We start from the raw sequence: 13,427 nt of genomic DNA, 5'->3' as shown, positions 1-13,427 counted from the left end.
TCTCGTATCATTTGTGGCGAGTATGCCACCAAATAAAAAATCTGGCTAGTCCACATTGCAAATTTGGTCTGACCACATTAGAATGGCCTGACCGAATTGCTTTTATTAAGCTTTTCTATGAGTAGCAAACACCATGATGAAAAAAAATAGTTCACAGAACGAACAGCCACCACATGAGCCAAGGTTGTACCGCGTGGTGGCAGACAGGATTCAAGCCCTGATCGCTGAAGAGAATATTGCAGCTGGAGAGCGCTTGCCGTCCGAACGCGATCTGGCGACCAAGCTCAGTGTCAGCCGTGCATCTTTACGTGAAGCACTGATTGCGCTGGAACTGGGTGGTGTGATTGAGGTACGTGGTGGTTCAGGTGTATATGTCAGTGAACTGCCAGAAGCGCAGGCTAATGTGCCTGAAGCAGGGCCGGGGCCATTTGAGGTACTTTCGGCCCGGCGTTTGATAGAAGCAGAAGTAGCGGCAATTGCAGCGAGAGTGGCAACTGACTCTGCGATTGATGAGATTTTGAAGGCAGTACTGGAGATGGAAAAGCATCATGCCAATTACTCCAGTAATGAAAACGCTGACAGGAATTTTCATCTGGCCATCGCCAGGGCGACAGGTAATAGCGCACTGGTAGGTACGGTGGAGTATCTGTGGAATCAGCGGGGCCGTTTGTGGCACAAATTGAAGGAGCATTTCCAGACAGAAGACTTGCGGCAGGAAACACTGACTGATCATAGAAATATTTTGGAGGCGATTGCCTCTCATGATCCGGCAGCTGCACGCAAAGCGATGCGTGCGCATCTGGAAAGGGTAACAAGGACTTTCTCACGCGGATGAGCAAATAAGCGCACAAGCGCCCAAGTGCATATACAAATAAGCAGGTCAGTCATAAAGCAAAGAAAACATTTGCGACTCTATCTGCAGTAATCGGGTTTTATATTTTTTGACCGGCTGCGACCCCGGCGGGGCTTTTTGCGCCCATCTTCGTCGCAGTGGCACAGAGTACGCGAGGTGCTCCAACTAGTGCTCCATGTCCCACGAGGCATGGACGCGAGAATTCTATGAAAACTGGAGGAGACTGCATAATGAAACACGATAAGAAATTCCAAAGACCTATGTTTGTACTGTCATCCATTGCCCTGGCAGTGCTGACTATGGTCAATCAGGCACAGGCACAAGAAATACAAAGGGTGGAAGTAACAGGTTCATCCATCAAGCGTCTGGCATCAGAAGCATCACTGCCGGTCACCATGGTAACTGGTGAAGAGCTGGAAAAACGCGGCATGACCACTCTGGCTGATTTGATGATGTCCTTGCCTGAGTCAAGCTCACTGGCACCATCGAATGCCGGTTCCGGTACCAATATCAATCTGCGTGGTCTGGGCGTCAACCGTACTCTGGTTTTGCTGAATGGCCGTCGCCTCGCCAATGAAGCGATTGCCGATGGCTATGCCAATCTGGATGTCATCCCGATGAGTGCGATCGCCAGGGTAGAGATCCTGCGCGACGGTGCTTCTTCAATTTATGGATCTGATGCTATCGGTGGTGTGGTTAACTTTATCACCAAGCGTACCGTCGTCGGTAATTCCGTATCTGCACAATATGTCAAACCACAGAAATCTGGTGGCGGTGATGAGCAGCGCGTTAGCGCTACGGTTGGTGTCGGTGATCTGCAAAAAGATGGCTGGAATTTGTATGGTACGGTAGATGCACATCGCCGCAGCCGCTTGCTGGCTTCTGACCGCGCCGAACTGAGTACAACAGAAATACTGACCAGTATAGGCCGTGCACCGACACTGGGCAGCGGTGGCTATGCCATGCCTGCCAACTTCACCACAGCCACCAATAAAACTGCTGCCAATCCTTACTATGCAACTGGTTGCCAGGGCCCATACAGCATACAAGGTGCAAAAAATACTTGCATCCTGAACGCGGCTTACTACGGCACGGCACTGTACGGTAACGAACAGGTTACTTTCTATGCCAAGGGCACGAAGAAATTCAGTGACGACCATATCCTGACTATTGATTACATGCGCGGTCAGGAACACATACTCGGCACAAAAAATCCGACTACCAGCCTGGCTGCAAATGGCGTTGCTGCCTTATTGCCATCGACCAGTAAATGGTACCCCGGTGGTAGTGGTGGCGTACCCGCAGTTGCTGGCTTGAAGGGGGAGCCGCTGACCGTTACCTGGAGTGCGGCAGACCTGGCCGAAGCCACCACCAAGGACGTACAAGTCAACCAACGAATCAGCGTGAATGATGAAGGCCGTTTTGGTAACTGGGATTACAAAGCCGGTTTTGTCTACGGACACAGCCAGCGTGATAATTATTACGAAGCAGGTTATGTGAATGGTCCTGGCCTGTTGACCGGTCTTGCCAATGGCACACTCAATCCTTTCGGTTTGCAAGATGCTGCCGGTAAAGCTTACCTGGCAAGTATCTCGGTAGACGGCGCATTGAATCGCCACTCCATCAGTACATTTACAGGCATAGACCTGACGGCCTCCACCGAATTGACTACACTCGCTGGCGGACCGTTGACACTTGCTTTGGGTGCTGATCTGCACAGGGATACAACAGAAGATACCAAGACCGATATCACCTCTGTTGTTACCTATGCAGCTTCTGGGCCATCGCATGGTCAGGGTGCACGCAATGTTGCGGCGCTTTATGCTGAAATGGAAATTCCTGTCACCAAGGAATTGAATTTCAACGTGGCCGTACGTGACGATCATTTCAGTGATTTTGGCAATACCATCAATCCCAAGGCCAGCTTCCGCTATCAGCCCATGAAGTCTTTGATGTTCCGTGGTTCTGCCAATACCGGTTTCCGTGCACCGACATTGTTTGACCGCTATGGTTATCGCGTAGCAGGTGCGAACACCACCACTGCTGCCAAATGGGATGATCCTCTGCAATGTCCAGGCGGCACGCCTGGCGTAGCGGGCACCGGTAAAGCCTTGCCTGGTCTGGTGGCGTCAGCGGTATGTAATGTATCTCTGCCACGTCAAACCGGTAGTAACCCTGATCTGAAGCCAGAAACTTCAAAGGGCTTTACTCTGGGTATCGCTGCTGAACCAGTGCAAAATCTGACAGTATCTGCGGATTACTGGCATATAGAGATGAAGGACATGCTGGCTAACCTGCCTGAGCAAGTCTACTTCCTGAACCCAACCAAGTATGCAGACCTGTTTGTGCGTAATGCTGATGGCTCACTGGCTTACATCAAGAACATCACGATGAATCTGGGTGGTCAAAAAGCTTCTGGTATTGACCTTGCCCTGGCCTATTCCATTCCTAAAACATCCTTGGGTAATTTCAAGTTTGAGTTGAATGGTACTTACCTGACGCAGTTCGATAACCAACTGGAAAAGGACAGCGCCTATGTCTCCAACGTGGGTCGTTTTGGTGTAGCCAGCAATGGTACGACCAGCAGCTTGCCTATCATTACCTTCCGCTGGAAACATACACTGACGATGGCATGGAATTATGGTAACTGGAGTTCTCAACTGACGCAAAACTATAACACTGGCTACCATGACCAGAATTTGATTGCGGCTGAATACTTCAGGGACATCGAGCCATACCAGGTCTGGAATCTGACAGCAAGTTATCGTGGTTTCAAAAATCTGACTTTGTCAGCTGGTATCACCAACTTGCTGGATGCCAAACCACCTGTCACCAATCATAGTGGTTATACCTACGGTTACCTGAGCAGTGCAGCCAGCCCTATCGGTCGCGCTTTCAATGCACGTATGACGTATAACTTCTAAGTGTAGATGTAGTTAATTGACAGAGACAGGGTTTGTTCGCAGACCCTGTTTTTTTTAAGAATTCAGAAATCCCATGAAACCTATACTCCGCACTATCGCCATGACCGGGATCAGCGCACTGTTGTTTTGCGCTTGCAGTCAACCAAAACAGGCTGAATCCCAGACTCCAGCCCTGGCCACAAAAGCTAGCCGTATCATACTCGTCGGCGACTCTACCATGGCACCCAAAAGTGGTTATGGTGATGCCTTGTGCCAGCGCTTCGAGCCTGATGTAACCTGCCTGAATCTGGCAAAAGGCGGGCGTAGCTCTGGCAGCTATCGTGCCGAGGGTTCATGGGAAATAGTACAGAAATTAATGGCAAGCAATGCACAATTCAGCCAGACCCTGGTACTGATACAGTTCGGGCATAATGACCAGCCCGGCAAGCCAGGGCGATCTACTGATCTGGCGACAGAATTTCCCGTCAATATGGCAGGCTATATTGACGACTTACAGGCAGCGGGTGCGCAAGCCGTGCTGGTAACGCCATTGACCAGGCGCAGCTTCAAAGGCACGCAATTGCAAAATGACTTGCGTCCGTGGGCAGAAGCCAGCATAAAAGTAGCAGCGGACAAGCATGTGCCCATGATAGATTTGAATGCCATCAGTTACAGCGCTGTACAAGCCATGGGTGAGGCTGAAGCTGATACGCTGGCAATGGCACCACCACCTGCTGTACAACCGGCTGCAACAACTGACCTGGCCAAGACTGAAAGAGCGGGTGCTGCAAAATCTGCTTTTGACCGTACCCATCTGGGTAGCAAAGGTGCAGCTTATTTCTCTGCCATGGTATTGAAAGAACTACTGATGGTCGCTCCCTCCTTGCAAACACGTGTGAATGCGGAGAGTAGATAATGGACAGGGAAAAAGACTTGCCGGCAATTCGCCTGGCTGTTGCGATATCAGGTTTGTTGTTTGCCAACACCATATATGCGCAAGACAGCCGCCAGGTAAAAGAACCCCAGATACCTGCAATCTGCAGCGTGCTTGCAGCACAACGGGATAGTGGCAAACAAGATGCAACAGCGGGCAGGGCACCCGATACCCAGGCCCTGCAGGCGGCAATAGATGCCTGCCACCCTGGGCAGGCAGTACGTTTGCGCAGCCGTAATGGCAAGGCTGCATTCTTATCCGGTGCCTTGCAATTGCGTAGCGGTGTTTCGCTATTGCTTGATGCCGGTGTGACCCTGTATGCATCCACACATCCGCTGGACTATGACCGCGGCTCAGGTACTTGTGGCACGAATGATGACAAGGGCAGAGGTTGCAAGCCTTTCATCACAGTTGATCGTGCCAAAGGCAGTGGTATCTATGGCGAGGGTGTCATTGACGGTCAGGGTGGGGAGCGCATCAGCGGTAAAGAAGAAACATGGTGGCAGATTGCCCGGCGCGCCCAGAAAGAAAATAATCGCCAGAATGTACCCAGGCTGATCGAGGTCGCGCAATCAACGGACTTCACCTTGCATAATATTACTCTGCGAAACTCGCCGAACTTCCATGTCACGTTGAATCAGGTTGATGGCTTCACTGCCTGGGGTGTGCGCATAGATACACCTGCTAACGCCAGGAATACCGATGGCATAGACCCGATTTCTTCACGCAATATTACCATCGCCAATAGTTATATCCGCACCGGTGACGACAACGTCGCCATCAAGGCTGGCAATAATGGTCCTACCGAAAATATCAGCATACGCAATAGCCATTTTTATTCTGGTCACGGTATGTCCATAGGTAGTGAAACCAATGGCGGTGTCAGCAATGTGCTGGTAGAAAATCTCAGCATGGACGGTACGACTTCTGGCCTGCGCATCAAGAGCGATGTCTCACGCGGCGGCCTGGTGCAAAACATCAGTTACCGCAATGTTTGCATACGCAATGTCAAAGCCCCCATCGATTTTGATACTCATTATGGTAAGACTGCGACTGGCAATCTGATACCACATTACCGCAATATCACGCTTGAACATGTGCAGTCACTGACACCAGGCAAGATCATTTTACAAGGCTACGATGTCGCACATCCCATAGAACTGATTATGAAAGATGTCAGTCTGGCTGATAAAAGTAACAGCCAGTTTGAGTATGTACAATTGGCAGGAAATGAAAAAATTGTCTTCAATGCTGTTGCAGCTAATCCCCGGCAATGTGAGCAGGCATTTGCTGCTTATCCAGATGCTTATGTCGTGGGGAACAATAACAAACGTCCACAACTCGATGCGCAGGCAGCCAAAGACTTTGCCTATGCCGAAGTCTTGAAATATGCAGGTTTTCCGGGTAAGGAACAGGTTGCACCCTGGGATCCCTTGTCTGAACCTGTTGCAGCCGACCCGCAATTAACACCTGACTATATCGTCGATGCCAATGCTGCGCCCGATGGCGTCAGCTTATTCAGGCAAGTGCAGGCTGCAGTCAATCAGGCTGTTAGCGATATAGACAAAGGCAAGGGAAACAAACAGCGTATTCACATCTTCATCAAACCTGGTACTTACCGTGAACTGGTGTATGTACCTGATAGCACTATTCCCATCACCCTGTATGGTAGCGATGCCGCTACGACACGCATCAGCGCCAATCTTGATGCAGCGACTACAGGCAGTATTTACACCACGCAATTTTCTGCACAGTTTGCTGGCCTGCACGCCAGCATCACAGCCATGTACAACAGCCTCAAAGACCGGCCAGCGCTGGGTACTTTTGGTACTGCCGTTTTATGGGTCAAGAGCCCCGGCTTTCAGGCAAAAAACCTGACCATAGAAAATGCATACAATAAGGACAGGGGTAATGCCAGGGCAGATTGCCAGCCAGGTAATTGTCCCGATGAAAATGGCATCTATGCGCGTAGTCAGATGGTCCATCATCAGGCGCTTGCCGTCATGCTTGACGGTGCAGACAAAATCCATTTTGACAGTGTGCGCATGCTGGGCTTTCAGGATACCTTGTATATGAAATCAGGCAAGGATGGTCAGACTGCCAGGAATTTTTTCCAGCGCTCCTACGTAGAAGGAGATGTGGATTTTATTTTTGGTGATGCCACAGCCTTTTTTCTGGAGACCGAAATCAAGACCCTGGGTGACCGTAACTCAGCATATGTCGGCGCACCCAGCACCAATGTGAAGACACGCTATGGTTTTGTGTTTGATCATTGCCGCTTCACCCACGACGGCAGCAGCAATGCCCTGGCGGGGAAATTCAGCCTCGCCCGTCAATGGTTCTCCAACGAACGCTGCACGCCGTATGCGCCCGTGCCTGTCCCTGGATATGATTGCCAGATAGGCGATGTGGACGTATTCAATTCTCCGACAGGCACGATCAGGAGACAGACGCTGGAAACAGTAGGCAAGATGGTGGTCATGAATTCTGTCATCGGCGCGCATATCAATAAAAAGCAACCCTGGTCAGACTGGAACAAGAAAGGCACCTTGCCTTATCGCCCTGCACAATTTTCCAGCGATGATTACTGGGCGAATTTACTGGCCGCAAAGATTGATCCGATAAATCAGATGGGATATGCGGGTCCGTTTTCGCCCGTCCGTATATTCCTGGCTGAATTTAATAACACTGAAGAATGAGCCTGTAGCTGGCAACAGAAAAAGAGAGACGAGATGAAACAAGAAAAAAATACATTCGCGGGCCAGACTGCGCGCCGCAGTTTTATGAAGAAAATGTCGCTGACGGGATTGTCTGCCACTGCTGGCAGCGCGCTACCCTTAGGCAATGCGCTTGCAGCAACATTGATAGAAGACCCATGGCAAAAAGCCCAGGATATCGTTGATCGTCTTTCCAAACCTTTGAAATTTCGCAGTGCTGATTACCGCATCACCGATTTTGGTGCGGTCACTTGTGAGTTGAAAAAGGTCAAGTCCTGGATCTCTTTTGAAGAACAGGATAACTTGTCCACGCCAGCGGCAAATTCCAGGGATATCTATCCTGCCATTACCAAGGCTATCAAGACTTGCCATGAAGCCGGTGGTGGCCGTGTGCTGGTTCCCGCCGGGAACTGGTATTGTGCTGGCCCCATTGTTTTATTGTCGAACGTGAATGTGCATTTGCAAAAGGGTGCGCATATTTATTTCAGTAATAACCCCGAAGACTATGCCAGATATGGCAGCTTCGATTGCGGGCCTAACGGCAAGCTGGTGATTTCGCGCTGGCAAAGTAATGACTGCCTGAATTTCTCACCCATGGTGTATGCCTATGGTCAGGACAATATTGCCCTGACTGGTGATGACTGGAGCAGCATACTCGATGGTCAGGGCGGCGTCCCCTTTGATGACAATGGCGATTGCTGGTGGACCTGGAAAGGCAAACAAAAAACCATCAATTCAGTCGGGCAAAATACTACGCCCAATTACAAGCATGGCAAGCGTTCAGAAAATACCGCGAATGACCTGAATGCCACCAGCTTGGAAAAAATTGCACCACAACTGGATGAAAAACAAAGGCTGCGCATACAGGGCGACAATGATAAATGGCGTGCCGATGCCAATTACCTGCCATCCTTGTCTGAAGCGGGCGTACCCGTGGGCAAGCGTATCTTTGGCATGGGGCATAATCTGCGTCCACCGATGATACAGTTCATCAGCTGCACGAATGTGTTGATGCAAGGCTATCAGGTGAATCATACGCCGTTCTGGCAGCATCACCCTGTGCACTGCCGTAATGTCGTGATACGCAATGTCCTGGCGAAGAGTCATGGCCCCAACAGCGATGGCTTTGATCCTGAGGCATGTGACCATGTGCTGGTTGAATCCTGTACTTTTGATTCTGGTGATGACTGCATAGCCATCAAGGCGGGCAAGAATCTGGACACACAGTATGGGCCTTCGCAAAATATCGTCATCCAGAATTGCACCATGCAAAGTGGTCATGGTGCTGTGACACTGGGTAGTGAAATGGCGGGAGGCATACAGAATGTGTATGCGCAAAATCTCTTGTTTGAGAATATCAACTGGGCTACTAATCCGCTTAATACGGCGATACGCCTGAAGACAAATATGAACCGTGGCGGTTACCTTAAGAATTTCTTTGTACGCAATATCAACATACCGAATGGTGTACAGACCAGCCCGTCCTTCTACACTTCTCTGCCTGGCTCGCCGATACAGTCAAAAACGGTGGCTACGGCAGCTGGAGCCGTGATTACTTTTGATTGTGATTACGCACCGGTCAGCGACAACGTCAGGACCAGGCCGCCAGTAGTGACGAATGTGCATATCTCGAATGTCAAAGTGGGTAATGTCACGACCAAAAATGGCAAGTTCTCCTGTTTCCAGGCCATCGTTATTCTTGGTCCGGTAGCGTCGGACTATAACGGCGACGAGAAAAATCCCATGATCTTCCCGGTCACCAACGTGACCATCAGTGATTGCCAGTTTGGCACACCGGTAAATGCCGCCAGTCCTTTGTATCTGTATAACGTGCAGGGTCTGGAATTGAAAAATGTGCAGATAGGTGACAAGCTGCACAACAGTCAACTCTCAGCATAATCCTGGCAGAATAAGCCGGGCAAAAAAATGCGCATAAGAGAAAGGTCTCTCTTATGCGCTTAAGTACCGCTGCGCTTTCAGGTATTCATGGATTGATGCAAATTCAATTGGAAAATCTTGTTTCTGGGACTCCCGCCACCCCTGGTCTGACCAGCACCAGGCTGCCCGCCCACTGATCATGTTCGGCCTTGCCAGCGCCGATAGAACTCACCAGCAAGGTACTCATGTCCGGCCCACCAAAAGTACACATGGCGGGTTTATTCATGGGCAGGGCTATCGTCCTGTCGAGCTTGCCGGCAGGCGTGAAGCGCAGTACGCAGGCACCATCGTTGCCACATATCCAGTAACAGCCATCGACATCCATGGCCGCGCCATCAGGACGACCCGCCATGGGTTTCATGTCAGCAAAGACGCGTTTATTATGTGGCACGCCTTCTTCCACATCATAATCAAATGTCCAGATAGTCTGACTGGCAGGATGAGAATCAGACAAATACATGGTCTTGCCATCAGGTGACCAGGCCAGACCATTCTGGGTCAGCAGATTACTGACGGCAGGTGCTGACAAGCCTTGCTCCTCGGTATAGCGATACAGATTGCCTATCGCTTTCGCGGCAGCCATGTCCATGAACATGGTACCACTCCAGAAACGCCCCTGACGGTCGCAACGGCCATCATTGAAGCGCATCCCAGCCCCCAACTCTGCCAGTTCTGCAGGTACTGCCAGACGGGTTTGCAAGGCACGCGGGCCGTCACCCAGATGCAGGTTGAAAATACCGCTTTCCATTCCTGCAATGAAATCGCCATCCTGTTTAAGGGCGATGCAGGCGACCATTTCCGTGGTCAGCCAGGATGTCAGTTGACCATTCCTGGTATCGAGTTTCCAGATGGTTTTCGCCGGTATGTCGACCCAATACCAGGCCGCCTGCTCCGCATACCACAAGGGGCTTTCACCGACTGTGCAGTTCACAGCTGGTATCGACTCTATATGGGAAAATTCAGTCATCTTACAGGTCAGTGATTTCTTTATGTGTCGGCACCAGAGCCTTCATCATGCCCCATGCCAGCAGATAAGCCACTGCACAGAAAGTAAACATGATGGTGTAGCCAGTTTGTATATGACCCAGCTGGCCGTAATAATCAAACAGCCAGCCACCCGTTTTGGAGACCAGTACACCACCGAGACCACCTGCCATGCCACCTATGCCGACGATGGATGCCACCGATTTTTTCGGGAACATATCAGATACGGTAGTGAAGATATTTGCAGACCAGGCCTGGTGGGCAGAAGTGCCTACGCCGATCAGTAATACCGGTACCCAGAAGCCGAGGTATCCAAATGGCTGTGCCAGCAAGACCACCAGGGGGAACAGGGCAATCACCAACATGGCTTTCATGCGACCATTGTAGGCACTGTCACCACGGCGCATGAAATAGCTGGGGAAATAACCGCCCCCTATACTGCCTATCATGGTCATGCTGTACAAGACTGCCAGTGGCACGACGATTTCTGTTTTTTGCATCTTGTACTGTGCTTCCAGATATTTTGGCAACCAGAACAGGAAGAACCACCAGACACCGTCAGTCATGAATTTGCCGATGACAAAGGCCCAGGTTTGTTTGTAAGACAGTAGTTTGAACCAGGATACTTTTTTACCGGCATCGTTAGTTGTGGCTGCTGTCTCTGCTGTTTGTATGTCACCACTGTTGATGTAAGCGAGCTCTGCTGCTGACAGGTATTTTTGCTGTTCGGGTTTGTCATAGAACATCTGCCAGAAAATCATCCAGACAAAGCCAATCGCACCGATGACGATAAACGCTGCCTGCCAGCCCCATTGAGCTGCAATCAAAGGGACAGTCAAAGGCGCAAGAATCGCACCGATGTTGGCACCTGAATTAAAAATGCCAGTGGCGAAAGAACGTTCATGCTTGGGGAAATATTCTGCCGTGGCCTTGATCGCTGCCGGGAAGTTACCGGCTTCACCTATTGCCAGTACTGCACGTGAAATCATGAAGCCTGCGACTGATACCGGAACCGCAGCGATGCCCAGCGCTGTCAAGGCACTGACCATGCCATCGCCAAGCATGATGGAGTAGGCATGCATGACCGCACCGACCGACCAGACTGCAATAGCGATCAGGTAGGCTTTCTTGGTGCCTATCTTGTCGATGAAGCGGCCAGCCAGCAGCATTGAAATAGCGTAGACAAACTGGAATACAGCCGTGATATTGGCGTAGTCAGTATTGGTCCAGCCAAATTCTTTCGATAGATCCGGTGCCAATAAACTGAGTACCTGGCGGTCCAGATAATTAACGGTAGTGGCAAAAAATAACAGGGCACAGATAGTCCACCGGTATTTTCCTATAGTTTGCTGGCTCATGCGAGCGTCTCCTGATCATGATTTTTGTCGCCATGTCTGCACCTCTTTTGTGTGCTGTGTACATGTGCTTATTTTGCAGAACAGCCCGGGCATGCCCGGGCCATTCCAAAACTTCAACGCTTCAACTCTTCAACTCTTCGACTCTGTTTAAGCGAGTGTCAATTTTCCATCCATCATACGTGCAAGTTGCAGGGGATTGCTATCCTGCAGCGCCGTTGGCAACAAATCTGCCGGGAAGCCCTGATAACAAACCGGGCGCAAGAAACGCTCGATTGCTGCGGCACCAACTGAAGTGCTGCGGCTATCTGAAGTTGCCGGGAAAGGGCCGCCATGTACCATGGCATGTGCCACTTCTACGCCAGTAGGAAAACCATTGAACAGGATGCGTCCGGCTTTTCTTTCCAGCACTGGCAACAGCTTTCTGGCCTGGGCATGATCGTCAGCCACGGCATGCACTGTCGCCGTCAATTGTCCTTCCAGTGATGATGCGACGGCGACTACTTCATCAAAGTCCTTACACAAAATGGCGATGGAAGAGGGGCCAAAAATTTCTTCCTGCAAGGCTGGTGTATTCAGGAAAGTAGTACCTGAGCACACAGACAACATCGCTTGTGCGGCACATGGGGACTCGGCTTGCTGACCTTTGGCGACCAGTTGCAATTGCGCTATATCAGCAAGATGCGAAGTGCCTTTGACATAGGCCTGGTGTATGCCAGGTGTCAGCATGGTCGCCGCACGTTTGTCTTCCAATGCGCTGGCGGCATCTTGCAAAAACTGACGTGCTGTTGCACTTTCTATGGCGATCACCAAGCCGGGGTTGGTGCAGAACTGACCGGCACCCAATGCCAGTGAATCAACAAAGTTTTTTGCCAGTGTCGTGGTTTGTGCAGCCAGTGCATGATCCAGCAAAAATACAGGATTGATACTGCTCATTTCTGCATAGACCGGGATAGGTTCTTTCCGCAGACCAGCGGTTTTTACCAGCGCCAGTCCACCTGAACGTGAGCCCGTGAAACCCACTGCCTTGATGGCCGGGTGATCAACCAGTTGCTGACCAACCTGACTGCCAGCACCTACCAGCATGGAGAATACACCTTCATGCAGTGCGCAGTCTGCCACGGCTCTTTGTATGACACGGCCAACCAGTTCGGCTGTGCCCAGGTGGGCATTGTGTGCTTTGACGATGACCGGGCAGCCAGCGGCCAAGGCAGATGCGGTGTCCCCCCCAGCCACAGAAAACGCCAGCGGGAAATTACTTGCACCAAACACGGCAACCGGGCCCAGTGCGATTTTTTGCAGACGCAAATCCGGGCGTGGTGGTGCGCGTTCTGGCAGGGCGCTATCTATGGTTGCATCCAGCCAGTGTCCATCACGTACTACCTTGGCAAACAGGCGCAATTGATTGACGGTACGGCCACGTTCGCCTTCCAGGCGGGCGATGGGCAAGCCGGTTTCCTGTGCCGCACGTTCTATCAGCGCAGGGCCCAGGTCCATGATGCCTGTGGCTATTGTTTCCAGAAAATGTGCCCTTAATTCCGGGCTGGTAGTGCGGTAGTTGTCAAACGCTTGTTCAGCCAGTTGGCAAGCCTGCTCAACTTCATCTTTCGTGGCGAAGCCAAAAACAGGCTCGATTTCCTGATTGGTGGATGGGTCTATGGCTTTAACATTGCCTGCCAACCCAAAAACCGCTTTTTTACCGATCAGCATTTGCCCGGTGATTTGCATTCTGTACTCCCTTTG

General features: G+C 50.9%; 8 protein-coding genes. 5 read left to right on the top strand and 3 right to left on the bottom strand.

Annotated elements, in window-relative coordinates; translation table 11 throughout:
- Positions 1 to 133: 133 nt before the first annotated feature.
- The 5 genes from AC3WQT_RS09775 (at position 134) to AC3WQT_RS09755 (ending at position 9,306) form a co-directional block, all read left to right on the top strand.
- A complete protein-coding gene (locus AC3WQT_RS09775) occupies positions 134 to 835 on the top strand; it encodes a FadR/GntR family transcriptional regulator (protein ID WP_492703687.1) in 702 nt (233 codons plus the stop codon).
- A gap of 248 nt (positions 836 to 1,083) precedes the next feature.
- Complete coding sequence (locus tag AC3WQT_RS09770) at positions 1,084 to 3,777, top strand: TonB-dependent receptor plug domain-containing protein (protein WP_492703686.1); 2,694 nt, start codon at positions 1,084 to 1,086, stop codon at positions 3,775 to 3,777.
- Positions 3,778 to 3,850: 73 nt separating this feature from the next.
- A complete protein-coding gene (locus tag AC3WQT_RS09765; RefSeq protein ID WP_492703685.1) occupies positions 3,851 to 4,672 on the top strand; it encodes a rhamnogalacturonan acetylesterase in 822 nt (273 codons plus the stop codon).
- Positions 4,672 to 7,389 (top strand): pectinesterase family protein, encoded by a 2,718-nt coding sequence (locus tag AC3WQT_RS09760; protein WP_492703684.1) that lies wholly within the window; start codon positions 4,672 to 4,674, stop codon positions 7,387 to 7,389. Before AC3WQT_RS09765 ends, AC3WQT_RS09760 begins: the two co-directional genes overlap by 1 nt.
- Before the next feature lie 33 nt (positions 7,390 to 7,422).
- Positions 7,423 to 9,306 carry a glycoside hydrolase family 28 protein gene (locus AC3WQT_RS09755; protein ID WP_492703683.1) on the top strand — a complete coding sequence of 628 codons (1,884 nt, stop codon included), beginning with the start codon at positions 7,423 to 7,425 and terminating at the stop codon, positions 9,304 to 9,306.
- A 103-nt stretch (positions 9,307 to 9,409) separates the two neighbouring features.
- On the opposite strand, the gene AC3WQT_RS09750 is transcribed toward AC3WQT_RS09755, so the two are convergent.
- The 3 genes from AC3WQT_RS09750 to AC3WQT_RS09740 form a co-directional block, all read right to left on the bottom strand.
- Positions 9,410 to 10,312 (bottom strand): SMP-30/gluconolactonase/LRE family protein, encoded by a 903-nt coding sequence (locus tag AC3WQT_RS09750; RefSeq protein ID WP_492703682.1) that lies wholly within the window; start codon positions 10,310 to 10,312, stop codon positions 9,410 to 9,412.
- Position 10,313: 1 nt separating this feature from the next.
- Positions 10,314 to 11,687, bottom strand: a complete 1,374-nt coding sequence (locus AC3WQT_RS09745) for an MFS transporter (protein WP_492703681.1) — start codon at positions 11,685 to 11,687, stop codon at positions 10,314 to 10,316.
- A gap of 147 nt (positions 11,688 to 11,834) precedes the next feature.
- Entirely contained in the window at positions 11,835 to 13,412 is a 1,578-nt protein-coding gene (locus AC3WQT_RS09740) for an aldehyde dehydrogenase (NADP(+)) (RefSeq protein WP_492703680.1), read from the bottom strand.
- Positions 13,413 to 13,427 lie beyond the last annotated feature (15 nt).

This window comes from Undibacterium sp. FW305-107 (assembly GCF_058788535.1).
This window is presented reverse-complemented; position numbering and strand designations above follow the sequence as displayed.

Coding starts and splice junctions, on each gene's coding strand:
- AC3WQT_RS09765 (WP_492703685.1), top strand. CDS start 3,851: ATGAAACCTATACTCCGCACTATCGCCATGACCGGGATCAGCGCACTG.
- AC3WQT_RS09745 (WP_492703681.1), bottom strand. CDS start 11,687: ATGAGCCAGCAAACTATAGGAAAATACCGGTGGACTATCTGTGCCCTG.
- AC3WQT_RS09770 (WP_492703686.1), top strand. CDS start 1,084: ATGAAACACGATAAGAAATTCCAAAGACCTATGTTTGTACTGTCATCC.
- AC3WQT_RS09750 (WP_492703682.1), bottom strand. CDS start 10,312: ATGACTGAATTTTCCCATATAGAGTCGATACCAGCTGTGAACTGCACA.
- AC3WQT_RS09755 (WP_492703683.1), top strand. CDS start 7,423: ATGAAACAAGAAAAAAATACATTCGCGGGCCAGACTGCGCGCCGCAGT.
- AC3WQT_RS09775 (WP_492703687.1), top strand. CDS start 134: ATGATGAAAAAAAATAGTTCACAGAACGAACAGCCACCACATGAGCCA.
- AC3WQT_RS09760 (WP_492703684.1), top strand. CDS start 4,672: ATGGACAGGGAAAAAGACTTGCCGGCAATTCGCCTGGCTGTTGCGATA.
- AC3WQT_RS09740 (WP_492703680.1), bottom strand. CDS start 13,412: ATGCAAATCACCGGGCAAATGCTGATCGGTAAAAAAGCGGTTTTTGGG.